Origin of the sequence: Thauera carbonicopians, from assembly GCF_025699485.1 — a bacterium.
GTDB lineage: Bacteria > Pseudomonadota > Gammaproteobacteria > Burkholderiales > Rhodocyclaceae > Thauera.
Genome location: NZ_JANUXN010000002.1, coordinates 432258 through 457243, shown reverse-complemented (window position 1 = coordinate 457243; position 24986 = coordinate 432258). Strand labels below are relative to the sequence as shown.

Genomic DNA, 24986 nt, shown 5'->3' with positions numbered 1-24986 from the left:
ATCAGCTCTGCTGCTTCTTGGGCGGCCGGCCGCGCCGCGCGGTCGCCGGCGCGTCGCCGCCGAACACCGACGAGCGCAGCCGCGCCACCGCCTGGCTGTGGAGCTGGCAGACCCGCGACTCGGTGACGCCGAGCACGGCGCCGATCTCGCGCAGGTTCAGCTCCTCGTCGTAATAAAGCGCCATCACCAGTTGCTCGCGCTCGGGCAGCACCTCGATCGCCGACACCAGCCGCCGGCGCATGTCGGCGTCCTCTAGCAGATCCAGCGGATTGGCATCCTGCTGCACCAGATGGCGTTCGAGGAAATCGTCGTCCTGGTCGTGGCCGAAGTCCTCGAAATACACCAGTTGGTGGCCACGCGCTTCCTGCAGCATGTGCTGGTACTCGGCCAGCGGCACACCCAGCGATTCCGCCAGTTCGCTTTCGCTCGGCGTCCGTCCGTATTCCTGCTCCAGCATGTGGATGGCGGATTCGATACGCCGCATGTCGCGCCGCAGGCTGCGCGGCAGCCAGTCGGCTTCGCGCAGGCCGTCGAGCATGGCACCGCGAATGCGCTGCACGGCATAGGTCTCGAATTGCGCGCCGAGACCGTCCTCGTAGCGGCCGATGGCATCGAGCAGACCCATCATGCCGTTCTGGATCAGGTCGTCGACTTCGACGCTGGCCGGCAGCCTGGCCATGAGCTGGTAGGCGATGCGCTTGACCAGCGGCGCATAAGCTTCAACCAGATGGGTCTTGTCGAGATTACCTTGGGCGTCGTACATCCATTGGGCCTGTATTTTCCTGCGGCGCGATCCGGCCGGCATACCTGGACGGGAAGTGGATTGCCGGCATTCTCCCGCACTGTCACAGGCATTACCAGCGGGATACATCACACCGCCTCCCATGATCAGGCATTCCGCACGGACTTCGCCCGGCCCGCCGCCTCGATGCTGCGCATGAAGGCGGCACTGGCCGCACGCGTCGCCGCGGCGGCATCGAAGCGCGACAGCGTGGCAGTCAGGTCGTCATGCTCGACCTCGCCCAGCCATTCCAGCGGCAGGCCGACGTGGCGCCGGACCAGGGCACTCAGACCGGCGAAGAAGCGCGCGGCATCGTCGCGGTCGCGTGCCCGGCAGACCGCGACATGGGCGGAGCCCGCGCCGGCGGCGGCCAATGCCTTGATCGTGCGATAGGCCTCGGTGGCCCCGCTCGCGCTCGCCTCGACCACCAGCAGGCGGCGCGGAGCGGCAGCGACGAAGGGAGAGGGGTCGGCCGCCGTTTCACCGTCGGCATGCACCAGCACGAAGCTGGCATGGCGGTGCAGGATGCGCAGCGCCTCCACCAGGCAGGCGCGGCGTGCGTCGTCCAGCAAGGGCAGCGCCAGCGCGGCGGCCACCGCCGGCACCCGGCCGAGCAGGCCCGGCGAGGGCTGCAGCACGTCGGCCAGCGTGCTGCGGCCGTCGAGCAGTTGCAGCAGGTCCGGTCCGGGCGCCTGGCGCAGCACTTCGCCCAGCCCGGCTTGGCCTTCGGCCTCGTCCAGGATCAGCACCCGCTCGGCGTGGCCGGCGATGCGATGCGCCGCCAGCACCGCATTGTGCGCGCGGCGGCGGCCGCAGGCATAAAGTGCCAGTACCTGGGGCGGCACGCGGCGGAACAGGCGCCTCAGCCCTGCCGCCTGGTCTTCGCGGCGGTCCATCATCTCAGGCACCTCCGGCTGCGGCCAGCATCATTCCCGTCTCGTCGCCGTTCAGATGCCAGGGCGATTCGGCGCCCTGCCCGCGCAGCGCGCGATGCAGCAGATAGGCCCGGTTGGGCAGGTGCAGGTCTTCCGGCACCCGCTGGCCGTTGGTCAGGTAGCGGATCCCGAGCCGGTGGCGCACGGCGACGTCGAGTGCCGGTGCCAGGGAGGCGGCCTCGTCCACCTTGGTGAAGATGCAGCCCGCCAGATCGTCCCCGGCATAAGCGCGCACCACGTCGTCCAGCGTGTCGCCGCGAGCGGTGGCGTTCAGCAGCAGCAGGCGGCGGACGTCGCCGGCGCCGCTCAGCATCACCGCCTGTTCGGCCACCATGCGGTCGCGCTGGCTCATGCCCATGGTGTCGATCAGCACCATGTGCTTGTTGCGCAGGCCGGCCAGCGTCTGGCGCAGGTCCGCGGCATCGCGCACCGAGAACACCGGCACACCCAGGATGCGGCCATAGATGCGCAACTGCTCCTGCGCGCCGATGCGGTAGCCGTCGGTGGTGATCATCGCCAGCCGGCTGGCGCCGTGGCGCACCACGCAGCGCGCGGCGAGCTTGGCCGTCGTGGTGGTCTTGCCGACACCGGTCGGCCCGACCAGCGCGAACACGCCGCCCTGGTCGATCACGTCCTCGTCCGAGGCGTGGGCGCGCATCATGCGGTCGAGCATCGCGCTCGCCGCATCGCGCGCCTCGCCCCTGCTCGCCGCCTCGGGCACGGCTTCGGCCAGCTTGCGCGCCGTGGCGGCGGAAAAGCCGGCCTCGAGCAGTTCGCCCACCAGCGCCGCACGGGCCGGTGCCTGGCGCCGGGTTTCGCCCCAAGCGAAGCCGGCGAGCTGGCGCTCGATCATGCCGCGGATGCCGGACAGCTCTTCCATCAGCCGGGCATTGGTTTCCTGCAGCTCGCGCACGCGGGCACTGCCGGAATCGTCGGCCGGCACGGGCGCGGATGCCGGCGCGGGCCGGCTGCGCATGGCGAAATCGGCCGTCTCGATGCGCGGCGGCGAGAACGGCCGGATGACGGGCTGCGGAGGAGCTGCCGGGGCCGGACGCGCCGCATTGCGCGCTGCATTCGCCGCCAGTGCGGACAGGCTGACGTGGAAATCGTCCTCGGCCGCTTCGGGCGCGGGCGCGCGCGGGCCGGGCTGGGCGAAAGGCTCGGGCGCGGCCGCCCGCGCAGCAGGCTTTGCCGCAGCCGCCGTCTTCTCCGCAGCGGCGGTACGCCGGGCCGCCTGCAGCGCGCCGACGGCCTCGCCCGGCAGCGCCAGGATCTCCACGCCACCATCGACGGCACGGTTCGACAGCACGATCGCATCGGGGCCGAGCTCTTCCTTCAGCTCGCGGAGCGCTTCACGGGCAGTGGGAGCAAAGTAGCGTTTGACGTTCATGGCGTTTCTCCAGGCAGCCGGACTTTGGCCGCAGCTTGAGGAGGATTATCACGGCCGGTACGCGCGTTCCTTGGGCCGAATAAACCGCGTTTCACCCGCTTATTCGATGCTCTGGGTAGAACGTGATTGACGGGTTTCGCCTTCGGCCCTACCTACGCGGCCCGACCCATCCCGCGTCGATGCCATGGACAGGGGGAACCCATCAATCATGCCGCTCATCCGTTCTGCCCGATCATCGCCGTGACGCGGATGGTGCGGGACTCGGGCACTTCGCTGTTGGAGATCACCTTCAGCGAAGGTACGGCGCGGCGCAGGAAGCGCGACAGCAGCATGCGCAGTTGCGAAGGCACCAGCAGCACCGGCGGCAGGCCGATTTCTTCCTGGCGCTGGGCGATCTGCGCGGTCTGGCGCAGCAGCGTATCGGCCAGGCCCGGCTCGATCGCGCCGCCCTCGCCGCCGGCGCTCATGGCCTGCATCAGGATGCGTTCCAGGCCGGGCTCCAGCGCCATGACATTGACTTCGGCATTGCCGGGGAACAGGCCCTGGATGATCGCGCGGCCCAGCGACTCGCGCACCTTGAGCGTGAGCTGCACCGGATCCTGCGTGCGCGAGGCCTGCTCGGCCAGCACCTCGATGATGCTGCGCATGTCGCGGATGTTGACGCCTTCTTCCAGCAGGTTCTGCAGCACGCGCTGCACGGTGCCGACCGGCAGCAGCTTGGGCACCAGGTCCTCGATGAGCTTGGGCGAATCCTTGCCGACGTGGTCGAGCAGCGCCTGCGTTTCCTGGCGGCCGAGCAGTTCGGCGGCGTGATTGAGGATGACATGGTTGAGGTGGGTGGCGACCACGGTGCTGGCATCGACCACGGTGTAGCCCAGCGCATGCGCCTGCTCGCGCGTGCCCGAGTCGATCCAGAACGCCGGCAGGCCGAAGGCAGGGTCGGTCGTTTCGCGCCCCTGGACCGGACCGGATACGTGGCCGGGGTTGATCGCCAGCAACTGCCCCGGATAGGCCTCGCCCGCACCGACTTCGACGCCTTTCAGCGCGATGCGGTAGGCGTTGGGCTTGAGCTCCAGGTTGTCGCGGATATGCACCGGCGAGGACAGGAAGCCGACTTCCTGCGCAAACTTCTTGCGCAGGCCGCGGATGCGCTTCAACAGTTCGCCGTCCTGGCCCTTGTCGACCATCGGAATCAGCCGGTAGCCCACTTCCAGGCCGAGCACGTCGACCTGCGATACGTCGTTCCAGCTCGCCTCCTGGGATTCAGGCTGCGGCATCGCCGCCTGCGCCGCCGCTGCCTCGGGTGCTGCCGCGACCGCGGCATCCTCGATGATGCGCTTGCGCCGCATCCAGGCCAGGCCGCCGAGCGCGCCGGCCAGCAGCAGGAAGACGAGGTTGGGCATGCCCGGAATCAGGCCGAGCACGCCGATGATGCCGGCCGCCAGCGTCATCACCTGTGGATTGGAGAAAAGCTGGCCGATCACCAGGCCGCCGATGTCGCCGTCGTCACCGACGCGCGACACCACCAGACCCGCCGCCACCGAGATGATCAGCGCCGGAATCTGCGCCACCAGGCCGTCGCCGATGGTCAGCAGGGTGTAGGTGTGGGCCGCGTCGCCCACCGCCATGTCGTGCTGCATGACGCCGACGAACAGGCCGCCGACGATGTTGATGACGAGGATGATGATGGCGGCGATGGCATCGCCGCGCACGAACTTGGACGCACCGTCCATCGCACCGTAGAAGTCCGCTTCCTGCGCGATCTCCTTGCGCCTGGCCTTGGCCGTCTTCTCGTCGATCAGGCCGGCGTTGAGGTCGGCGTCGATCGCCATCTGCTTGCCGGGCATCGCATCCAGCGTGAAGCGCGCCGACACTTCGGCGATGCGGCCGGCGCCCTTGGTGATGACGACGAAGTTGATGATCGTGAGGATCACGAAGACGACGATGCCGACCGCGGTGTTGCCACCGACCAGGAAGCTGCTGAAGGCCTCGATGACCTTGCCCGCCGCATCCGGCCCGCCATGGCCTTCGAGCAGCACGATCCGCGTCGACGCCACGTTCAGCGACAGCCGCAGCAGCGTCGTCACCAGCAGCACGGTGGGAAAGACCGAGAAGTCCAGCGGCTTTCTCGAATACATCGCCACCAGCATCACCATGATCGAGATCGCGATGTTGAAGGTGAAGAAGACGTCGAGCAGAAAGACCGGCAGCGGCAGCACCATCATGGCCAGCACCATGATGATCAGGATCGGCGCTGCGAGCGGGCGCAGATTGGCCGGAGTCAGCAACGCGCGCAGGTTCAGGGTGGTGTTCAGGGCCATCGCTCAGTGACTCGTTTCGATGTTCATTCTTCGGCAGCGCCGGGGTCCATGCCCTCGGGCACCTGCAGGTCGGCAGGCGCCTCGGGCTGCTGGCCGCCCTGCTTCATCCAGGCGTCGAGCTGGTAAACGTAGGCCATGACCTCGGCCACCGCGGTGTACAGCGCGGCGGGAATCGCCTGCTCCAGTTCGCAGTGCTTGTACAGCGCACGCGCCAGCGGCGGCACCTCCAGCAGTGGCACCGCGTTGTCGCGGGCGATCTCGCGGATCTTCAGCGCCAGCTCGCCACGGCCCTTGGCCACCACCACCGGCGCGCCCATGCGCTCGGCGTCGTACTTCAGCGCCACCGAGAAATGCGTCGGGTTGGTCACCACGACGTCGGCATTGGGCACTTCGGACATCATGCGGCGGCGCGCCATCTCGCGCTGCATCGCACGGACCCTGCCCTTGATCTGCGGGTCGCCTTCCTGTTCCTTGCTCTCGCGCTTGACCTCTTCCTTGCTCATGCGCAATTTCTTATGGTACTGCCAGAGTTGGAAAGGCACGTCCATCAACGCCAGCAGCCCGAGGCTGGCGGCGATCAGCACTGCGGCGAAGATCACCGTGCCGGCGAAGTCGGCCATGCCGGCCTCGATCGGCGTCACCATCAGGTCGAGCAGGTGGTCCTTGTTCGACCACAGCACCATCGACGCCACGCCGCCGATGATCAGCGACTTCAGGATCGCCTTCACCATCTCCATCAGGCCGTGCGCCGAGAACATCCGCCCCAGGCCCTTGATCGGGTTCATGCGGCCGAAATTCGGCCCCAGCGCCTTGGGCGCGAAGTTCAACCCGCCCAGCACGATCGGCGCCGCCACTGCGGCGATCAGCAGCGTCAGGAACAGCGGCATCAGCATCAGCAGCGCACCGCTCAACTGGCCGCGCAGCACGTCGAGCATCAGCGCGACGTCGAACACCGTCTCGCGCTCGAAGGCAAAGCCGGTGCGCACCACCGCCAGCATGCGCTCGGCCATCCAGCCGCCGAGCAGCCACAGCGCCAGCACGCCGGTGATGGTGACGAAGAAAGTCGACAGCTCCCGCGACTGCGGGACCTGGCCTTCCTCGCGCGCCTGTTCCAGCCGTCGCGGTGAGGGGGCTTCTGTTTTTTCGAGATCGCTTTCTTCGGCCACGGCCGGCTCCATGTACGCCCCGCCGCGCGGCAAAGGGCGCGGGCGCGAGGCGACGTGTGCGGATTATCGGCCGCGGCCGGCAAGATCTGCCGGCCGAAAAAAGGCGGTAAAGGGCCGCTATTCGTCCCTTTCCGATACGGACATCAAGGCCGGATCAGCTTCCCGAGGGCAGGCGGTCGAAGCCGCGCAGGGCATCGCCGGGCTTGATGCCGCGTTCGCGGAACCAGCCCTGGTTCATCTCCAGCGCAAAGCGCGCGGGGGCGGCAGCGCAATGATTGTCCTCGGAGTGCGGCTGCATGTCCTCAATGTTGATGATCCTGCCCTGCGCATCGATGAAGGCCACCGACAGCGGCAGATACGTGTTCTTCATCCACATGCAATGGGTCGCGTCCTGGGTGAACACGAACACCATGCCGTGCTGCACCGGCATGGCCTTGCGGTTCATCAGGCCGAGCTGGCGCGTCTGCGGCGTATGGGCGACCTCGGCCTGGATCCGGTACATGCCGGCACCCAGTTCCGCCAGCGGCATCGCCACGTCCGCCAGCACGGCGCCCGACGACAAAACCATACCGGCTGCCAGCGCAACCTTCCCGAAAACCGCCATCCGCATCATCCCTTCGCTCCTTTGCCTGGACCCTTGTCAGCGCGACGCATCTTACCCGCGCCAGCGTCGGGCCGGGAACGCGCATCCGCCGTGCGCATCGCTCCACCACCCCGTCCGGCCGGCCTCGCACGCCCGCTGACAACGGGCTTCCCAGCAGTTCGGCCCGCCCTGCCCGCTTTATCCGCAGCGGGCAGACCCGGCACCTCCACCTCCCGCCATTCTCCCGGCTGCAGGCCGTCCAGCCGCCACGGCCCGATCGCCACGCGGATCAGCCGCAGAGTCGGAAAACCGATCTTCGCCGTCATCCGCCGCACCTGCCGATTCTTGCCTTCACGCAGCACGATCTCCAGCCAGGAGGTCGGTACCGTCTTGCGAAAGCGCACCGGCGGGTTGCGCGGCCACAGCCACTCCGGCTCGGCCACCCGGCTCGCCTCGCAGGGCCGGGTATGGAAATCGCCCAGATCCAGCCCGGCGCGCAGTTGCGCCAGTGCCGCCTCGTCCGGCTCGCCCTCGACCTGCACCAAGTAGGTTTTGGGCTGCTTGTGGCGCGGATCGGCGATGCGGTGCTGCAAGGCGCCGTCGTCGGTCAGCAGCAGCAAGCCTTCGCTGTCGGCATCGAGCCGGCCGGCGGCATAGACGCCGGGCACCGGTACGTGGTCTTTCAGCGTGGGCTGACCGGGTTCGCCGGAAAACTGGCACAGCACGCCATAGGGTTTGTTCAGGAGGATCAGGCGGGGCATGGGCGGGATGATACCTGCCGATTCGGACATCACATCCGGAACACAGAGCACGAATACCGCTGTCGCCTTTTTGGGCACGAAAACACCTCTCCCCGACCCTCTCCCCGGCAATGTCGATCGATAATTGGCCGGAGAAGCCGGCGCGATTGCGCGGTTTTTTGTGTGAAGGGAGGGAGAAAAGCGTACAGACTTCATGCGATTGCCCAGATCCGGAACGGCAGACCAGCTTGTTGATAAGAACAATTCTTAATATCATCACCCCGATATCGCCCGCCTCCGCGCTCTTCATGCACACCCCGCCGCCCTCGCTGCGACAAACCGCCGACCTGCTCTACCGGGATCACCACCAATGGCTGCGGGGCTGGCTTTCCCGCAAGGTCGGCTGCACCCACCAGGGCGCCGACTTGGCGCAGGACACCTTCGTGCGCGTGCTCGGCGCGAACGAACTCGGCAGGCTCGACGAACCGCGCGCCTTCCTGATGACCCTGGCGCAGCGCGTGCTGTACAGCTTCTGGCGCCGCCGCAACCTGGAAAATGCCTGGCTGGAAGCCCTGGCCCAACAACCGGAAAGCCATGCCCCCTCGGCCGAGGACTACGCCTTGGTGCGCGACGCCATCGAAACCCTCGACCGCCTGCTCGGCGGCCTGCCGCTGCGCGCCCGCAAGGCCTTCCTGATGAACCGCCTGGAAGACATGACCCACGTGGAGATCGCTCGCAGCCTGGGCGTTTCCGTGGCCACCATCGAGCGCGACGTCAAGCTGGCCTTCACCCACTGCTACCTCGCCAGCCTCGACGCCATGCCGGACGGCATCATCGAAGCGCCCTCCTCCGCGCGCCCATGAACACCCCCGCCCGACGGCTCGACCCCATCGCCGAACGCGCCATCGACTGGCTGCTGCGGCTCGACTCCGGCAGCGCCACCGCCGAAGACCGCAGCGCCTTCGAAGCCTGGCTGGATGCGGACCCGCGCCACCGCAACGCCTGGCAGACGATCTCCGGCCTGCTCCACCAGCCCATCGCCACCCTCCGCGAAGCGGAAAGCCATCTCCCCGGCCAACGCCGCGCCGCCCGCATGGCACTGACCACTCCCCAGCGCCGCAAGGCCTTGCGCAACAGCGCCGCCGCCCTGCTCCTGCTGAGCCTCGGCGGCTACGCGCTGAACCGCCAGCATCCGCTCGGCACCCTGGTCGCGGACCTGCACACCGCCACCGGAGAACGCCGGCAGGTGCAGCTCGCCGACGGCAGCACCCTGGTGCTCAACGCCCGCAGCGCGGTCGACGTGGAATACAGCGCATCCATGCGCCTGCTGCACCTGCGCAAGGGTGAAATCCTCATCCATACCGCCCCCGACCCTGCCCGCCCGCTCGTCGTGCAGACCCTGCACGGCCAGGCCCGCGCCCTCGGCACCCGCTTCAGCGTGCGGCAACTCGACACCCACAGCGAACTCGCCGTGCTCGAACACCGCGTACAGCTCATCGCCGCCAGCGGCGCGCAACAAGTGTTCGACGCTGGCAGCACGGCGCGCTTCGATGGCACCCGCATCCAGCCCCTGGCCGCCTCCGCGGCCACCCACGCCGCCTGGGCCGGCGGCCAACTCGACGTACGCGACCAGCCGCTGGGCGAAGTCGTCAACGCGCTACGCCCCTACAAGCGCGGCTACCTGCGCGTCTCTCCGCAAGCCGCCGCGCTGCGCGTGTACGGCGTCTTCCCGCTCGACGACCCGGACGCCGCGCTGCTGTCGCTGGCCGAAACCCAGCCCATCGCCATCCGGCGCTATGGGGCGCTGGTTACGCTGATCGAGCATCGCAGCAAAATCGAGTAACTTCGAATTTCCATGAGGGGTTTCGCCGGCCTCGTTGGACATGACTACTGAACCCGCGCGTTCAGCCCCATGTTCAACACCCGCCGAGAAGACTCCATGACCCGCAAGCACCGCCCCAGCGCCCGCCGGCCCCGTCCGCTGCACTGCGCCATCGCCGTATCGCTCGCCCTCGCCAGCCTGACGGCCGCCGCCCAAAGCGCCGCACCTGCCCCCACCACCGCCGAAGCCGCCGCCCAGCGCGCCTGGGACCTTCCCGCCGCCCCGCTGGCCGACACTCTTGCCCGCATCGCCCGCGACAGCGGCCAGCGCCTGTCCGCCGACCCGGCGCTGGTCGCCGGCAAGACCGCCGCCCCGGTGCGTGGCCGCTACAGCCCCACCAACGCCGCCCGCCAGGCCCTTGCCGGCACCGGGCTGGAACTGATCGTCACCGAAAGCGGCACGCTGAGCGTGCGGCCGGCGCCGGTGAGAAAAGGGGATGCGACGCTGGCCGCCGTGACGGTGACGGCCCAAGCCATGCAGGAGCAGGCCACCGGCCCAGTGCTGGGCTATGTCGCCAAGCGAAGCATGACGGCGATGAAAACGGACACGCCTATCATCGAGACGCCCATGTCGATCAACATCGTCACGCGTGAGCAGATGGACAGCCAGGGCGTACAGCAGGTAGTGCAGGCGCTGCGCTACACGCCGGGCGTGGCGGCGGACATTCGCGGCAATATTTCGCGCTTCGATCAGATGGCCTTTCGCGGCATCGGCTTTGCGCTCGACTCCTTCCATTACCTCGATGGCCTGCGCCTGCCGCGCGGCGCGTCATACCTGATTCCGCAGATCGACACGCACAGCGTCGAACGTGTGGAGGTGTTCAAAGGCCCGGCCTCGCTACTGTATGGCCAGGCACCGCTGGGCGGCATCGTCAACTTGGTGAGCAAGCGCCCGACGGAAGAGTCTTTACATGAGGTGAGCGTGTCGCTGGGCAGCCACCAACACAAGCAGATCACCTGGGACAGCGGCGGCGCGCTCGATGGGGATGGCACCTTGAGTTATCGCCTGACCGCTCTGGCGCGCAAGGCGAACACATCGGTGCAGATGACCGAAGAGGAGCGTTTCTACATCGCGCCATCGATCGCCTACAAACCCAATACCGACACCTCGCTGACCGTGTTCGGCCTGTACCAGCACGATCCCACCGGTGGCTTCTACGGCACGTTGCCGTCAAGCGGCACCATCCTGCCCAATCCATACGGCAAGCTGTCACCCGACTTCTTCGACGGCTCGCCCGATTTCAATGCGTTCGACCGCACCCAGGCGAGCATCGGCTATGAGCTGAAGCATCGCTTCAACGAACGCTGGTCACTGACGCAGAACATGCGCTACTGGCGCATGGACTTGGACCAGAGCCAAGTTGGCCAATCGGGCCTGCAGGCGGACTACCGCACTTTGTCGCGTTACGCGCTGTGGTCGCGGGAGAAGATGAACGCGGTCAACATCGACACCCATTTGCAGGGTGATCTGCAAACAGGCCCGCTGGCGCACAGGCTGCTGATCGGCCTGGACTTGCAGCGCGACCGCTGGACGCAGACCCAGGGTTTTGGTGCTGCGCCGACGCTGGACATCCTGACGCCCGACTACGGCCAGGCCATCATGCGGCCCGCGGCATCGACCAGCCCGGATCGCACGCAACGCCTGATCGGTCTGTACGTGCAAGACCAGATCAAGTGGGGCGGCTGGGGGCTGACGCTGGGCAGCCGGTTCGACCGGGTGAACATCGAGAACGACAACCGGCTGGCCAGCACTCACACCGACCAGAACATCAGCAAGTTCACCTGGCGCGCCGCGCTGATGCACAACTTCGACAACGGCGTTGCACCATATGCAAGCTACGCCACTTCGTTCGACCCGTCGGTCACGGTCAATCCGTATGGCGATCCGTTCAAACCGACGACGGGCCGGCAATATGAAGTGGGCCTCAAGTACCAGCCGCAAGGCACGGATGCGCTCTTCACGCTTTCGGCGTTCGACCTGGTGCAGCAGAACGTGCTCACGAACGACCCTCGATCCTCGCTGCCCAATGCGCGCGTGCAGACGGGTGAAGTCACCTCGCGCGGGCTGGAGTTCGAGGCGCGCTTCAGTCCCGTCAAAGGGCTGAATGTCGTCGGCGGGCTGGCAGCCATCAACCCCAAGGTCACGCGCAGCAACGGCACGGATCTGGGCAAGCGCACGGTGTCGGTGGCTCACGGCACCGCATCGCTGTGGGCGGACTATCGATTGAGCGGCGCGCTGGCGGGGCTGACCGTGGGCGGCGGCGTGCGCGTCTCCGGCTCCGCGTATGCGGATGCGGCCAACACGCAGAAGATTCCCGGCTACGGCGTGGCCGACGCGATGTTGCGCTACGAGTTGGGTCGCATCAACCCGGGTCTGCGCAGCGCAACGCTGGCACTGAATCTGAGCAACATCTTCGACAAAGCCTACTTCACGTGCAATGCAGCGAACTTCTGCAACTATGGCCAGGGTCGCACCTTCCTCGCGACGCTGAAATATGGCTGGTGAAGCGGTGGATGATCGCCGGCGCGCACTGCTGATGATGCTTGCGATGGGCGCGCTGTATGCCGGCTTCGGCGTGATGATGGGTTTGCTGCAAGGCGGGCTGCCACCCGTGCTGCGCGCCCGTGGCATGCCGCTGGATCAGCTCGCGTTGACCTACGTTTTGTTCCTGCCGCTGGGGTTGTCCTTCGCATGGGCGCCGCTGGTCGATCGCATTCGACTGCCTTGGCTGTCGCCCCGCATCGGCTGGATCGTCGCGGCGCAGGCCGTGGCCGTGGCGGGCGTGGTGGCCGTTGCCCTGCTGGAGGACGCGCCGCTGGCGCTGCTGTTCGGCCTGGGGCTGGGCGTTGCCATCGCGATGGCAACGATGGACCTGGCGCTGGATGCGCTGGCGGTGGAGATGGCGGGCGAATCGCTGAAGCCGGTTGCTGCGGCACTGAAACTCGCTGCGCTGGCACTTGGCTCGATGCTCGGCGGCGGCGTGTTCGTCGGTCTATTGGGCAGCCTGGGCTGGCTGGCAACGTTTCTGTCGGTAGCCGCCTTTCTGTCGCTGTCACTGGCGCCAGTGCTCGGCTTGACGCACGCGGATAGCGCGGCCCACGCGGCCCATCAGAGGAAGACCGCTGGCGTTGGCCGCATGTTCGGCATCCTGCGCCAGCCGCAGTTGCGCTGGCGCGTGGCGATGCTGGTCGTGGCTGGCAGCGTGATCTTTCCATTGAGCGCCCACAACCGCGTGATGCTGGTGGACTTGGGCGTGCCACTGGAGCGCATCGCGTGGCTGGTCGGCACCTTGCAACCGCTGGCCTTGCTGGTGGCGTCGCTGGTCGTTGCACCGATGGTGCGCACGGTCGGCCATCGCAGCGCATTGGCGTTGCTGGCAGCTTCCGCGCTGCTTTGCGTCGGTCTGTTGCTGGCAGCCTGGCATTACGGGATTCCCGCACTGGCGATTGCCGGCACCGTCGGCATGGCCGGCATTGTCGGCGCACTGATGGTGGTCTATGCCACGCTGATGCTGTGCTGGGCCGAAGGCGACCAGGCCGCAACCAGCTACGCGGTCATGTTCTGCGGCACGAGGCTGGCGGGCATGGTGGCGACGGTGGGCACGGGCAAGCTGGTTGCCGTGGTGGGCTGGCAGGCTTTTTACGGGCTGGGCGCTGCGGCGCTGCTGCTTTCGTCGGCGTGGCTGCTGCGCGGCCTGCGCAATACATGAGACATGAGGATCCTTGATGATGAATATCCCCGATTTTTCCACTCTCCGCCCCGATGCCGCACTGGCTGATGTCAGCGAATGGCCTGTGGCGCATATCCGCTTCCCCGAGTTGGACGAGCCCGACCGCGTGGGCCGTGTGCTGGGCGCGCTCGACGCGCTGCTGGCGCAGCGCCAGCCGTTCGCGGTGATCTGGAGCATGGCCAGCCACGACCATGACGACGAACCGCACGAGGACGAAAAACGCGCCACCATCTGGATCAGGCAACGCAAGGGTGATCTGCGCGCCTTTTGCAAAGGCTATGTCTACGTCGCGCCTACGCAAGAGCTGCATGATCTGCTGGCCGGGCGCTTTCGCACGGTGCAGAAGCTCTACGGCTTTCCGCTGCTACTGGCGGATGACCGGGAAGATGCGCGCCGGCAGGCGCAGGCCCTGCTGGCGGCTTGAATGACGCAAATGCAGCAGCCAGGCGAGCATGCGCTGAACATGCACCCATTGCTGTTCGAGGCATTCGCCTGCTCGTTGGCGATGATGTCCTTCGTCGCCGTGCTCGGCCCGATGGCTCGTGTGCTGGGCTTTGCTCCGTGGCAAGCGGGAGCGGTGATGACAGCCGGTGGTCTGAGCCTGGCTCTGTTCGCGCGCCTTTGGGGGGTGTGCAGTGACCGGCGCGGGCGACGGCGCATTCTGCTGTTGGCGCTGGGGGGCTTTTGTGTCAGCCATCTGGCGATGAGCAGCTTTGCCATCTGGACGCTTGAGCAGCAGAACCAGCCGGTATCGCTGGCCTTTGGCGGCTTGCTCGCGCTGCGTGCGCTCTCCGGCCTGTTCTACGCCGCTGTTCCTGCCATCGGCGCAGCGCTGATTGCCGACCATGCTCCTGCCGGGCAGCGTACGCGATTGCTCGCAGGCCTGGGCGCGGCCAACGCACTGGGCCTGATTGCAGGGCCAGGCCTGACGGCGCTGGTCGTCGGGCAGGGGCTGGTGCTGTCCATTGCTGCATCGGCATTGCTGCCCTTCGCTGCGCTGGCCGTGATGTGGCGCTGGCTGCCGCGCTATGAAATCCGTGCCGATGCACAAGCCGCACCGGCCCTGCTGCATGACCGCCGCCTCCATCAGCCAATGATCGTGGCCTTTGTCGCGATGACTTGCGTCGGCATGGCGCAGGTGACAGTGGGGTTTTTCGCCTTCGACCGTCTCCAGCTGGACGCGGCTGCCGCCAGCCGGACGGCGGGCACGGCGCTCACGGGCGTAGGTATTGCGCTGGCGCTGTCGCAACTGCTGCTGCGGGTCATCAAGTGGCCTGCTGCTCGCTGGATTGTGGCAGGGGGTCTGCTGTCGGCAGCAGGCTTTGCCAGTGTGGCCTGGGCCCAGAGCGCCCAGGCGCTGTGGTTGGGTTACTTCGTGGCCGCCTTCGGCATGGGCTGGGTGTTTCCGTCTGTCGCCGGCCTGGCTGCAGATGCCGTGCAGCCAGGCGAGCACGGCGCAGCCGCTGGCGCGGTGGCGACTGCGCACGGTTGGGGCATGATCGTCGGGCCGCTACTGGGCAGTCTGCTGTATGGCATGCATGCCGGCGTGCCTTATGGGGTCATGGTGTTGACGCTGCTGGTGATGGCGATTTCCATCAGTCTGAATCCGTGACCATCCCACGAATCTTTCGCCTCCCGACCCGAATTGCTCCCCAGTCCGGCCTCAGCCATGACAACCTTCAAATCCGCAAAGCCGTATACATCTTCCAGGACGGTGGATCGGTAGCCGCAGTGGCGCTATTGCCGGCCTGGCGGCCAGCCCGGCTGCAGGTCTGGGTGGCGGATTGGTCGATGCGGCGGATGCGCCCGGTTCACACTGCGGACAGGTGTGCCGCAGGACACGCCTGCTCCGGCCTGGATCAAACCACTTTGCCGCCGGGCTTCTCATCACCTGGCATTGGCACAACCCATGTTCAAAGTGATCCACGTTACTCCAGGCTGCCTCTCGACCACGATCTGCCCGCCCTCCAGCCGATAGGTCAACAGGCAGTTGTGCCTGGGATTGGAAAGCACGTCTGGATTGAAGATGGCCACGTTCTCTCCGGCAGGCCGGCGAACCGATCGGGTGAGAAGGCCGGGGTGTCCCTCCCGGTGAATCCTCGCGCCCACCGACTGGCAAAACCCATAGTCCGACGGATGCAAGAGATCCGGGTGTTCGTCGACAGCCTTGCGGAAGTCCAGCAAGGCTGCGCCGCATGCCACCGAATACACCTTGCGCTCGGCAATGACCGTCATCCGCTCAAACCCTGCATCGCCGAGCAAACCCCGGTACCAATGGTAAGAGGACTCATGGACCGTGGTCTCGACCGACTCCGATCCGTACCAGACGCCGTGGCTGCCATCGGAAAACCGGCTGGACTGCCAATGCTTGAACGGCCAAATGATGGCGTTGAACCATTCGGCATCCTCGAACGGGCGATCGACGACCGGCGTGCCGGATCGGTATGGCGGCGGCTTGACTTCGTCTTCCACCTTCTGCGCCAGCAGCCACTCGGCGGGATCGTCCGTCAGGTCATCGAACAGATCCTGCGACTGGCGCAGAGACACGATGTTTCGGACTACGTCCCGGTGAACGTCGGCCAGCGTGAGTCGATCAAACACCACGGGCCCGGTCCAGGTAGCCGCGCACCATCAGCAGGCCCGCAAAGCCCCACTCCTTGATCACCTCGACGGGCGTCAGATTGTCAAAGGCCTTGTTGCGGGTGCTCATCCAGCGGTAGGCCAATTCCCGGTTCTGCGGGAACAGCAGGCGCAGGTTCTTGTGGATACCCAGCAAGTGGCCCACGCGCTCGTACTGGTCGCGGCTGGTGCCGATCGGTTTGCCGCTGCGATAGTTCGACAGGGCAGCGCGATTGCTGGCGGCGATACCCAGCAGTGCAGCCTGATCCTCAGTGCTCAGCTTCCAGTGGTCGAACAAGACCATGACCATCTTGGCCAGGGCACCACGGTCTTGTGACGCGGTCACTTCGCGCTGGGCTAGGGCACCCATGCCTGACTCCTTGTGCGTGATTGCTCAGTGGCTCAAGTATAGGATTTCGTTTTAAATAACACAAATATTGTTTTAAAAATAACAATCATCGTACCCACAGCCAACGCGCCGGCAGCGTGGCAAGCAGCGTCCCCAGTATGGCAACGCCAAGCGCAAGCAACTGGCTTACCGGGCGGCAGACCACGCAGCCTGGCGCTCGAGCACCGCGCGGTCGCTCTCGCCGACGAGTTCCTCGTACACCTTCGGCGCAGTCGCCCCTTCGGTATTGATGACGAGTACCCGCGAATCGGCGTCCAGTCCGACCTCGGCAGACAAGGCCGGGTCGGCCCGTAGTTGCTGGAGCGCCGCCAGGCCTGCCGTACCGGACTCGCCGGCGACGATGGGGATGTCGCGCGGGCTGCCCTTGGCGAGCACCCGCATGGCCTCGACCGCCTGACCGTCCTCGATGGTCATGAAGTGGTCGACGCAGGGCTGCAGGAACTTCCAGGCCAGCGGCGAAGTATCTCCGCAGGCCAGGCCCGCCATCACCGAATCCACCGAACCCGTCGCCTTGGCCGCGCAGCCCTGGATCGCACTCTGTATCAGGCAGTCCGCCTGGGCCGGCTCCACGATGATGAAACGGGGGCGCTGGACACCGTGGAACTCCCAGAAATAGCTCGCCACCCCGGCAGCCATGCCGCCCACGCCGCCTTGCAGAAAGACATGCGTGAAGGGGCCAGCCTCGTCCGGGCGAGCACCCGACTGCTCGACGATTTCTTCCGCGATCGTGCCGTAGCCCTGCATCACGTCACGCGGAATCTCTTCGTAGCCTTCGTACGAGGTGTCGGACACGACCTGCCAGCCGTTGGCAGCCGCCAGGCGTGCAGCCTCTTCCACCGACTCGTCGTAATTGCCCGTGATGCGCACGATCTGCGCGCCATAAACGGCAATGGCCTGTTCGCGTTCCATGCTCACGTTGGCGTGCAGCACGATCACGCAGCGGCAGCCCGCATCACGGGCAGCGGCAGCCAGACCGCGGCCATGGTTGCCGTCGGTCGCGCTGATCACCGTGTAGTCCTTCAACTGCTCGGCGTAGCGGCCGCTCAACACGGCTGTCGGCTCGAAACCGGGATGCAGGCGCAGAATCTGGCGCACCAATGCGATGGGTGCGCCCAGGGCCTTGAAGCTGCCCAGCGGCGAGCGCACGGACTCGTCCTTGACGCTGAAGCGCGCAAGCTTGAGTTGCGCCGCCAGCTCAGGCAGGTCATGGAGCGGCGTCGCAGCAGGTGCGATCTCGTTCCAGTGCGACAGCCATTGGCGGCTTTCGTGGGCGCGCTCGATGTTCATGATCGAGCGAAGGTCGGCGGGATATGGCGCGCGGATGGCGCGTTCATTAGCAATCAGCATAGCTTGTCTCCTGAGGCGATTCGGATGAGCGCCGAAGCATCGACGCCCATAAAAATAATATTCATCTATAAAAAATATTTTTATGAAAAACAGGCATAAAATCCGTTCAAACGATCAAACTTTCCTCGTTTAGCGGAAAAAAATTCAACATGGCTCATGAACTGGACGCTTACGACCGGATATTGCTGTCCGCACTGCAGGAAAACGCCCGCATCACCCAGGGCGAGCTTGGAGATCGAGCAAACCTGTCGACGGCTGCCGTGAACCGGCGGCTCAGATTGCTGGCACAAGCCGGCGTCATCGAACGCTACACCGCCTACGTCAATCCCAAGGCGGTCGGCTATCCGCTGACCATCATCGTGGAGGTCAAGGTCGAGAGCGAACGCACCGACCTGCTGGATGAAATCCAGCACAGCTTCCGGAACTGCCCCCAGGTCCAGCAGTGCTACTACGTGGCCGGTGAATGCGACTTCGTGCTGATCTTTCTGGTCCGCGACATGGCGCAGTACGTGGAGCTGAGCCGCCGCCTGTTCCTGGACAACAAGAATGTGAAGAGCTTCAAGACCCTGGTCTCAATGAACCAGGTGAAGACAGGGGGGAGCGTGCCGATCGACGAGCCGGGATGATGTGCGCGACTGAATATAGGCCTGCCTGCTAGCCGGACAGCTCACCTCACCCGCAGCCAGCGCGTCGGCAGCGTGGCGAGCAGCATCCCCAGCACGGCGACGCCGAGTGCAAGCAACTGCGTGGCGTTGAGCGTTTCACCCAGCGCCAGCACGCCGACCAGGGCGGCGGAAATCGGCAGCATCACGGTGAAGACACCGCTCTGCGCGGCGGGAATGGTCTTCAGCCCGGTCATCCACAGCCACACCGTCCACATGCAGGCGGCCAGGGCGTAGAACAGCAGCAGCACCCAGACATCGGCCGTGACGGCACCGAAGTCGAAGCCCAGCGCAAAATAGAGGCCGAACGGCGTCGTCAGCACGAAACCCCACAGATTGATCAGCGAAGTGATGCGCTTGGCGCTGAGCTTGCCGGTGAGCTTCTTGCCGATCACTGCATAAGAGGCTTCACAGACCACGGCCGCCAGCAGCAATACTTTGCCCAGCAGAGCCCGGCCGCTGCCCTCATCGCTCACTGCCGCGTTCGCCTCGCCGCTGTGCCCTGCCACCGCCAGCAAGGCGATCCCCAGCACCGCGCAGCCGATTGCCAGCCAGGTGCGCAGGCCGATGCGCTCCTTCAGGAAACCCCAGCTCATCAGCGCGATGACGGCGGGGATCGAAGCCATCACCACGCCGGCAGTCAGGGCGTTGGTCAGGCTGACGCCGGTGATCATGCAGATGGTGAACAGGAAGTTGCCGAGGAAGGATTCCAGGAACAGCAGGCGGCGGGTCTGGACGCTCATCGGTTCCTCGTCCGCCGGGCGCTTCAGCCAGCCCAACATCGCGACCCCGCCGATGCCGAAGCGCAGCCAGGCCAGCAGCAGGACCGGAAAAGTCGCCGCCAGCGGCTTGCTCAGCGCGACGTAGCTGCCGACGAGCGCCATGCTCGATGCCAGGCAGAGCATGGCGACGGGACGGGATGAGGTGATCGATGACATGAAGAAAAAGGGAAAGTGCCGGAATGGAGCATGCCCGGCGGGCGAAGCCAGCATTCTGCCATCACGGCCCTACCCGCGGCAGCGCCGGTGCTGCCGGCCCTGCCCTGCCGCCCTCTGCGCGCGCGGCCGCCGACACCAGGTTCGCGGAGCCGCCGCGGTGATGCATCATGTCGGACAGGATTCTTGAAGGGAGCGGCCTCTTCGATGGCAGGCAGACAGGATGTGGCGCGATTCATCGCCAACTACCGCGACGAAACCGACAGCGCGGCCCTGTATCGGGCGATGGCGGATGCCGAACCCCAGCCGGAGATCGCCGAAGTCTATCGGCGGCTGGCGCGGGTCGAGGAAACCCACGCGGAATTCTGGCGGCGGCGGATCGAGCAGGCGGGCGGCCAGTTGCCCAAGGGCCTCGGCTGGCGCACCCGGGTGCTGATCTGGGCCAGCCGCCGCTTCGGCGCCCAGAGCGTGCTGCCGCTGGTGGCCGACGACGAGGCGCGCAACCGCACGATGTACGACAGGCAGCAGGAAGCCGCGGGCACTTCGCTGCCGGCGCAGGAACGCTCGCACGCGCGCATGCTGTCGCTGCTGGCCAGCCGTTCCAGCCGTGGCTGGAACGGTGCGGTCTATTCCCGCCTGGAAGGCCGCCACGGCGCGGGCGCCGCCAACAACCTGCGGGCGATGGTGCTCGGTGCCAACGACGGGCTGGTGTCGACCTTCTGCCTGCTGATGGGCGTGGCCGGCTCGGCCGCCAGCGTGCAGACCCTGCTCGCCACCGCGCTGGCCGGCATGCTGGCCGGTGCCTGTTCGATGGCGATGGGCGAATGGATCTCGGTGCAGAGCGCACGCGAACTGCAGGAAAGGCAGATCGCCAGCGAGGCCGAGGAACTGGCCGAAGTCCCCGCCGAGGAGCAGGAAGAGCTGACCCTGATCTACCAGGCCAAAGGCTTCAGCGCCGACGAAGCGCGCCAGATCGCCGAGCGGGTGATCAAGGACAAGGATTCGGCGCTGGAAACCCTGGTGCGCGAGGAACTGGGCATCAACCCGGACGATCTCGGCGGCTCGCCGACGGCCGCCGCGATGTCGTCCTTCCTGGTGTTCATCGTCGGCGCGCTGATCCCGGCGCTGCCGATGTTCCTGGTCGGCGACGACTATCTCGTGCTCGCCAGCCTGCTCGCCTCGGCCACCGGCCTGTTTGCGCTGGGCGCGGCGATCGCGGTCTTCACCGGCAAGCATCCGCTGTTCTCCGGCCTGCGCCAACTGGCCATCGGCCTCGGCGCGGCCGGCATCACCTACGGCATCGGCCACCTGTTCGGCGTTGCGGTGGGCGGCTGATGCGGCTCAGGCGCCTCCTCTCCAGAAGTAATAGCCGATACCTTCCCTCCGTTGCCGGCGGAATCAGTCGAGCGTCTTGACGCTTCTGGCGTCGGCGCGTACCGCTTCCCGGCTCAGACGCTCCTCCTTGCAGCCGAAGGACTTGTACAGCTCCAGTTGATCGGCGTAGTGAGGAGACCTGACGCCATCCGGGTCGACAAAGCCGCTCTGGCCCGGAGGCGCCACGGTGCACAGGCTCGCCGCCTTGCCGCCCTTGAACACCACCAGGTTGTTCTCGGTGCCGCGATTCATGAACGGTGCGAGGGTAATGCCCTCGTCCGCGCCGGCCTGCGGGATGCCGAGGAAGTTCTGCGGCCTGAAGAGATGGGTCGCAACCGGAGTCTTCCAGTCTGCGAGATTGCTGCCGAACTGATCCTCGAGCGCAGCGACCGCAGCAAGGAAGGTTTCCTTCAGCACCGCAGCCGGGGCCTCTCCGTTGAAGAAATCGACGGTCTGCGGCACGCCGGCTCCGTCGCCAAGCATCGCGTTGTAGACCAGCTTGAGGCCGGCTGCGGGGCGCGGGCTCCCGGGGTTGCCCGCAGCCGGATAGCCCGCCGGCGCATAGCGTGCAAAGACGTCGGCCGGCAGATCGTCCTTGAGCACGCGCTCGAGCAGCACGGGCACCCACTTGCGCATCAGCGTGGCCGCTGCATCATCGTAGTAGCCGTCGTCGTCCGCATCGGCGCTCTCCCAGTTCCAGGCGGCGAGATGGTCGCGCACGATGCGCGCCATCGAACCGGCGGGCAGATCGGTGGTGGCGTCGATCAGCGCGGGAAGCAGATAGCGGGCATTGAGATCGGCGAACGAGCCCGCCCTGTTCAGGTCCAGCACGTCCTGGCGGCTCAGCCTCGGCTTCGCCTCGATGCGGCTGGACAATTCGTTTACCCGGTCGACGGTCGAATAATTGCCGAAATCGGTCAGCGTGCCGGGGCCAGCCTGGTTGTTCCAGTTGACGACATATTTTTGCGCCGGATTGAAGACCTGCGGGTTGCTGCTGAACGGCTGGAAGCCTTGCCACTCCATGTCGCCGGCACCGCTTGCCGGCAGGCGCACGTCCTGGTTGGCCGGGCGCCTGGGCAGGTAACCCGGCGAAACGTAGCCGATGTTGCCCTTCGCATCGGCGTAGTACCAGTTGATGGTATGGGCCATCCTGCTCGCCTGATCGAGAAACTCCTCCCAGTTGCCGGCCTGGGTGGAGCGGATCCAGGCGATCAGCGACTGCACCTCGAAGCCCGCCCAGCTCGATTTCTTGGTGTAGGCGGTATTGTTGCCGGGATCGAAACTGGTCACGAAGCCGTGCACGGTGGAATACACCTCCGTTGTCGTGTCCGGTTTGCCCTTTACCTTGATGAGTTCGGTCCTCGCTTTCATCCGCTGCACGGTGCCATTGTGCAGGTAGGCGGTCTTGTCGCCGGGGACCAGGGTTTCCTGGTACATGTCATTGACGTCGAGCGGACCCGCGGTCGCCCCCCAGCTGATCTTGCCGTTGGTGCCGAACAGGATGACCGGCAGCGCGAAAGGCGTGTTGCCGACGATGTCGAAACCGGCACCGTGCAGGCCGACGGCAAACACGTAGCCCGGATTGAACCAGCCGAACTGCGGCCCATTGAGCAGCATGGTGGAACCGTCGTCGGTCTTGTCGGGGCCGATGATCCACATGTTGCTGGTCGTCGGGCGAGCATCCGGCCAGGTACCGCCGACGACCGCGCCGGCGAGCTCCATACCCTTCCAGTCGGCGGACAGCGGGCGCAGGCGGGCAAGATGGCCGGACAAGGACGACGCCTTCTCGTCCGTCGCGGATGCGTTGCCGGCAACGGCGATCTGCTGCGCGGCCGTCCCGGCTTCATCGCGTTTCATGGCGACCACCTCGTTGCGCGGCACGGTGGTGGGCGCGTGCTCGTCCTCGAGCCAGTAGATCTGGTCGAAAAGCGCGCGCCCTGCACTGTCTCCGTAGCTGCCCGTCAGCGAGCTCAATGCCTGGTAGTTCGACACTTCCGACGACGAGCCTGAATAGCGATTGACCATGGTGCCGACGTAGAGCATTGCCACGTCGTAGGGAGTCCATTTGGTCGGCTCAAAGCCGGCATCGATGAACTGCCTGGGCAGCAGCCGGGCCTTGTCGGCAAGCACTTCATCGATGCGCCGGTTGAAGCCGCTGGCATAGCCGTCGAGGATGGCGAAGTCATCGGCGCCAAGCGCATCGATCTGCCGTTGAATGTCCTGCGGATCGAACAGCGAACGAGTGGAGACGTCATGGCTGACGTAGGCTTCGCCGAGCACCTCCGCGACCGTGCCGATGACCGAACGGCGCGCCATTTCCATCTGGTACAGGCGATCCTCGGCGATGACGTAGCCATAGCCGGTGAACAGATCGCGCGTCGTATCGGCATACACATGCGGCACGCCATAGCCGTCGCGGATGATCGTGATGCGGTCCTCCGCCGGGTTGCCGCCGGCATTGCCCATGCAGCCGGCCACGAGGGCGCCTGTGAGTGCCAGTGAGATGGCGGCGGCGATATTCTTTACCCTTCTCATGCTTTTCTGTCTCCTGTGGTGCTTGCTGCTTTTCGTTATGATTTTTATGCGTGCCGACCCGCTGCGCCCAGCGCTCCGGGGCTCGATGGCACTGCGTGGCGCTCGGCCCCGAGGTCGCACGCCAGCAGCCTTTCAGGTTTGCACTCGAAGTTCTGGCAAGGCTCCAGCCGACCCTGGTCAAACTTGAATTCCCTATAACGGAATTCATTTCATTTATTAGAAATGATACTTCAATTCTGGTCAAGCTGAATTTCTGTATCACATCCGGAGAGGAGCGCGCCTGGGTCCGCGGCGCTCCGCTCCGGGCGGCCCGCTCAGAAGTAGTAGCCGATATTGGCGTAGAAGACCTTCTTCCAGCGATCGTCGCCGCCGGCCGCCGCGCCGTTGGTGTAGTCGCCGGTATAGGGGTCGTTCCTGCCCCAGCGCATCTCCGTATAGATGTACAGCGGACCGGCGCTGAAATGCGCGCCGGCGATCACCCGCTGCGAATCCTTGAAGCCGGACCTGTCCTTGGTGAAGACGCTGTAGTTCAGGTAGGGCGTGATGCCGCTGACCGGGCCGTAGCTGCCGGGCAAGGCGTAGCTGAGCTCGCCCGAGTAGAAGTTGCCTTTCGCCGCGACGTTGAACGAGCCGTCGTAGGCACCGAAGGTGAGCGCGTCGTTGCCGGTCGCCGACGGATTGCGCGGCGCCATCTTCTGCCGGCCCGCTTCGGCCAGCACCCGCAAGGCGCCGTAGCTGCCGCCGTAGTGCAGTGCATAGGCCTTGCGGCGGCCGTCGCGGCCGGTGTCGTAGTTGTGCAGCGTCGAGTGCAGCGCCGAGATGCCCAGCTCCGACTTCGCCTCCTCGCCGTGCTGCAGCGTGTAGGCCAGGCGGCCGACCACCATGTTGCGTTCGTCGTTGCTGCTGCCGCCTGTCACCGAGTCGTCGGCGCGCACCACGTTGACCGAGTAGCGGTTGGCGTCCCGCGAGGTACCGCTCCAGTTGCCACCGTCGGTGGGGTAGAAGCCCAGCTGCACGTCCAGCGGGCCGGCAGTGTGCTGCAGCTTGATACCGAGGTTGTGCACGTCCTCCAGGCCGATGGCGTTGACCATGGTCTGGTAGAAGGTGCTGCTGACGTAGGGCAGCACGCCGAAGGGGATCTGGTTGATGCCGGCGACGACGCGGGTGTCGTCGCCGAGCTTGTAGCCGACCCAGGCCCACTCGGGGAAGTTGATGCGCCCGATCCTGCTGGTGTAGTCGTAGGGGTAGGCGCTGCCGTAGAAGCGGTACTGGGCCGAGCCGTAGAAGGTGGGCGAGTCGTAGTTGAGGGTGATGCGGAAGGTGTCGAAGCTGAGCTTGCTGATGTCGTCCTCGTAGTCGAAGCTGTAGTCGTAGCGGGCGCGCAGCGCGCCGCCGATCGTGAACTTCCCTTCGGCCGCCGTCGTCTCTTCGGCGGCCCGTGCCGGCGCGCCGGCGGCGGCGAGCACGCTGCCCGCGAGCAAGACTGCGCCGATGGCCGACAGGCGGTACGGCATGCGGGCCGTCTTGACTGTGTATTTCTCGTTCATGGTTTCTCCTCCTTGTTTCAGGTTGATGCA

21 protein-coding genes are annotated in these 24986 nt (G+C 66.1%); 8 read left to right on the top strand and 13 right to left on the bottom strand.

All coding sequences use genetic code 11. The features are described from left to right. Position 1 precedes the first annotated feature (1 nt). From NX068_RS04740 to NX068_RS04710, 7 genes are all read right to left on the bottom strand, one after another. Entirely contained in the window at positions 2 to 763 is a 762-nt protein-coding gene (locus NX068_RS04740) for an RNA polymerase sigma factor FliA (protein ID WP_263460128.1), read from the bottom strand. A 125-nt stretch (positions 764 to 888) separates the two neighbouring features. Further along, positions 889 to 1680, bottom strand: coding sequence for a MinD/ParA family ATP-binding protein (locus tag NX068_RS04735; protein ID WP_263460127.1), 792 nt, complete (start codon positions 1678 to 1680; stop codon positions 889 to 891). Position 1681: 1 nt separating this feature from the next. Then, positions 1682 to 3106, bottom strand: a complete 1425-nt coding sequence (gene flhF, locus NX068_RS04730) for a flagellar biosynthesis GTPase FlhF (RefSeq protein WP_263460126.1) — start codon at positions 3104 to 3106, stop codon at positions 1682 to 1684. Positions 3107 to 3321: 215 nt separating this feature from the next. Beyond that, on the bottom strand, positions 3322 to 5427 hold the full coding sequence (gene flhA, locus NX068_RS04725; RefSeq protein WP_263460125.1) for a flagellar biosynthesis protein FlhA: 2106 nt from the start codon (positions 5425 to 5427) through the stop codon (positions 3322 to 3324). A 23-nt stretch (positions 5428 to 5450) separates the two neighbouring features. Then, positions 5451 to 6593, bottom strand: a complete 1143-nt coding sequence (gene flhB, locus NX068_RS04720; RefSeq protein WP_263460124.1) for a flagellar biosynthesis protein FlhB — start codon at positions 6591 to 6593, stop codon at positions 5451 to 5453. 154 nt (positions 6594 to 6747) lie between these two features. Then, complete coding sequence (locus NX068_RS04715; protein ID WP_263460123.1) at positions 6748 to 7161, bottom strand: DUF192 domain-containing protein; 414 nt, start codon at positions 7159 to 7161, stop codon at positions 6748 to 6750. Positions 7162 to 7202: 41 nt separating this feature from the next. Then, positions 7203 to 7937, bottom strand: coding sequence for an rRNA large subunit pseudouridine synthase E (locus tag NX068_RS04710; protein WP_263460195.1), 735 nt, complete (start codon positions 7935 to 7937; stop codon positions 7203 to 7205). Between the two features lie 287 nt (positions 7938 to 8224). Here NX068_RS04710 and NX068_RS04705 point away from each other — a divergent pair, with 287 nt between their 5' ends. The 6 genes from NX068_RS04705 (at position 8225) to NX068_RS04680 (ending at position 15140) form a co-directional block, all read left to right on the top strand. Beyond that, positions 8225 to 8779, top strand: coding sequence for a sigma-70 family RNA polymerase sigma factor (locus NX068_RS04705; RefSeq protein WP_263460122.1), 555 nt, complete (start codon positions 8225 to 8227; stop codon positions 8777 to 8779). Continuing rightward, on the top strand, positions 8776 to 9759 hold the full coding sequence (locus NX068_RS04700) for a FecR domain-containing protein (RefSeq protein ID WP_263460121.1): 984 nt from the start codon (positions 8776 to 8778) through the stop codon (positions 9757 to 9759). The genes NX068_RS04705 and NX068_RS04700 overlap by 4 nt, the downstream gene beginning before the upstream one ends. Positions 9760 to 9855: 96 nt before the next feature. Next, complete coding sequence (locus tag NX068_RS04695; protein ID WP_263460120.1) at positions 9856 to 12303, top strand: TonB-dependent siderophore receptor; 2448 nt, start codon at positions 9856 to 9858, stop codon at positions 12301 to 12303. Next, positions 12293 to 13507 (top strand): MFS transporter, encoded by a 1215-nt coding sequence (locus NX068_RS04690; protein ID WP_263460119.1) that lies wholly within the window; start codon positions 12293 to 12295, stop codon positions 13505 to 13507. Before NX068_RS04695 ends, NX068_RS04690 begins: the two co-directional genes overlap by 11 nt. Positions 13508 to 13523: 16 nt before the next feature. Then, positions 13524 to 13952, top strand: coding sequence for a hypothetical protein (locus tag NX068_RS04685; protein WP_263460118.1), 429 nt, complete (start codon positions 13524 to 13526; stop codon positions 13950 to 13952). Then, positions 13953 to 15140 (top strand): MFS transporter, encoded by a 1188-nt coding sequence (locus tag NX068_RS04680; protein ID WP_263460117.1) that lies wholly within the window; start codon positions 13953 to 13955, stop codon positions 15138 to 15140. A gap of 275 nt (positions 15141 to 15415) precedes the next feature. Here the strand turns inward: NX068_RS04680 and NX068_RS04675 are convergent, their stop codons facing one another. From NX068_RS04675 to NX068_RS04665, 3 genes are all read right to left on the bottom strand, one after another. Then, a complete protein-coding gene (locus NX068_RS04675) occupies positions 15416 to 16129 on the bottom strand; it encodes an RES family NAD+ phosphorylase (RefSeq protein ID WP_263460116.1) in 714 nt (237 codons plus the stop codon). Beyond that, positions 16122 to 16517, bottom strand: coding sequence for an MbcA/ParS/Xre antitoxin family protein (locus tag NX068_RS04670; protein ID WP_263460115.1), 396 nt, complete (start codon positions 16515 to 16517; stop codon positions 16122 to 16124). The genes NX068_RS04675 and NX068_RS04670 overlap by 8 nt, the downstream gene beginning before the upstream one ends. Positions 16518 to 16682: 165 nt before the next feature. Beyond that, the gene (locus tag NX068_RS04665) at positions 16683 to 17903 is read right to left on the bottom strand and encodes a diaminopropionate ammonia-lyase (protein WP_263460114.1); all 1221 of its coding nucleotides are present in this window, start codon (positions 17901 to 17903) and stop codon (positions 16683 to 16685) included. 149 nt (positions 17904 to 18052) lie between these two features. On the opposite strand from NX068_RS04665, the gene NX068_RS04660 reads away from it, so the two are divergent. Continuing rightward, complete coding sequence (locus NX068_RS04660) at positions 18053 to 18529, top strand: Lrp/AsnC family transcriptional regulator (RefSeq protein WP_263460113.1); 477 nt, start codon at positions 18053 to 18055, stop codon at positions 18527 to 18529. A gap of 41 nt (positions 18530 to 18570) precedes the next feature. Here NX068_RS04660 and NX068_RS04655 read toward each other — a convergent pair whose 3' ends face one another. Then, positions 18571 to 19449, bottom strand: a complete 879-nt coding sequence (locus NX068_RS04655; protein WP_263460112.1) for a DMT family transporter — start codon at positions 19447 to 19449, stop codon at positions 18571 to 18573. A gap of 258 nt (positions 19450 to 19707) precedes the next feature. Here NX068_RS04655 and NX068_RS04650 point away from each other — a divergent pair, with 258 nt between their 5' ends. Next, positions 19708 to 20835 carry a VIT1/CCC1 transporter family protein gene (locus NX068_RS04650; protein ID WP_263460111.1) on the top strand — a complete coding sequence of 376 codons (1128 nt, stop codon included), beginning with the start codon at positions 19708 to 19710 and terminating at the stop codon, positions 20833 to 20835. Between the two features lie 63 nt (positions 20836 to 20898). Here the strand turns inward: NX068_RS04650 and NX068_RS04645 are convergent, their stop codons facing one another. Both NX068_RS04645 and NX068_RS04640 read right to left on the bottom strand, forming a co-directional pair. Further along, positions 20899 to 23409, bottom strand: a complete 2511-nt coding sequence (locus tag NX068_RS04645) for a penicillin acylase family protein (protein WP_263460110.1) — start codon at positions 23407 to 23409, stop codon at positions 20899 to 20901. Positions 23410 to 23723: 314 nt separating this feature from the next. After that, positions 23724 to 24956 carry a putative porin gene (locus NX068_RS04640; RefSeq protein ID WP_263460109.1) on the bottom strand — a complete coding sequence of 411 codons (1233 nt, stop codon included), beginning with the start codon at positions 24954 to 24956 and terminating at the stop codon, positions 23724 to 23726. Positions 24957 to 24986 lie beyond the last annotated feature (30 nt).

Coding starts and splice junctions, on each gene's coding strand:
- NX068_RS04650 (WP_263460111.1), top strand. CDS start 19,708: ATGGCAGGCAGACAGGATGTGGCGCGATTCATCGCCAACTACCGCGAC.
- NX068_RS04705 (WP_263460122.1), top strand. CDS start 8,225: ATGCACACCCCGCCGCCCTCGCTGCGACAAACCGCCGACCTGCTCTAC.
- NX068_RS04700 (WP_263460121.1), top strand. CDS start 8,776: ATGAACACCCCCGCCCGACGGCTCGACCCCATCGCCGAACGCGCCATC.
- NX068_RS04640 (WP_263460109.1), bottom strand. CDS start 24,956: ATGAACGAGAAATACACAGTCAAGACGGCCCGCATGCCGTACCGCCTG.
- NX068_RS04690 (WP_263460119.1), top strand. CDS start 12,293: ATGGCTGGTGAAGCGGTGGATGATCGCCGGCGCGCACTGCTGATGATG.
- NX068_RS04680 (WP_263460117.1), top strand. CDS start 13,953: ATGACGCAAATGCAGCAGCCAGGCGAGCATGCGCTGAACATGCACCCA.
- NX068_RS04685 (WP_263460118.1), top strand. CDS start 13,524: ATGATGAATATCCCCGATTTTTCCACTCTCCGCCCCGATGCCGCACTG.
- NX068_RS04665 (WP_263460114.1), bottom strand. CDS start 17,903: ATGCTGATTGCTAATGAACGCGCCATCCGCGCGCCATATCCCGCCGAC.
- NX068_RS04660 (WP_263460113.1), top strand. CDS start 18,053: ATGGCTCATGAACTGGACGCTTACGACCGGATATTGCTGTCCGCACTG.
- flhF (WP_263460126.1), bottom strand. CDS start 3,106: ATGAACGTCAAACGCTACTTTGCTCCCACTGCCCGTGAAGCGCTCCGC.
- NX068_RS04740 (WP_263460128.1), bottom strand. CDS start 763: ATGTACGACGCCCAAGGTAATCTCGACAAGACCCATCTGGTTGAAGCT.
- NX068_RS04695 (WP_263460120.1), top strand. CDS start 9,856: ATGACCCGCAAGCACCGCCCCAGCGCCCGCCGGCCCCGTCCGCTGCAC.
- NX068_RS04710 (WP_263460195.1), bottom strand. CDS start 7,937: ATGCCCCGCCTGATCCTCCTGAACAAACCCTATGGCGTGCTGTGCCAG.
- NX068_RS04715 (WP_263460123.1), bottom strand. CDS start 7,161: ATGGTTTTGTCGTCGGGCGCCGTGCTGGCGGACGTGGCGATGCCGCTG.
- NX068_RS04735 (WP_263460127.1), bottom strand. CDS start 1,680: ATGATGGACCGCCGCGAAGACCAGGCGGCAGGGCTGAGGCGCCTGTTC.
- NX068_RS04655 (WP_263460112.1), bottom strand. CDS start 19,449: ATGGCGCTCGTCGGCAGCTACGTCGCGCTGAGCAAGCCGCTGGCGGCG.
- NX068_RS04645 (WP_263460110.1), bottom strand. CDS start 23,409: ATGAGAAGGGTAAAGAATATCGCCGCCGCCATCTCACTGGCACTCACA.
- NX068_RS04670 (WP_263460115.1), bottom strand. CDS start 16,517: ATGGGTGCCCTAGCCCAGCGCGAAGTGACCGCGTCACAAGACCGTGGT.
- flhA (WP_263460125.1), bottom strand. CDS start 5,427: ATGGCCCTGAACACCACCCTGAACCTGCGCGCGTTGCTGACTCCGGCC.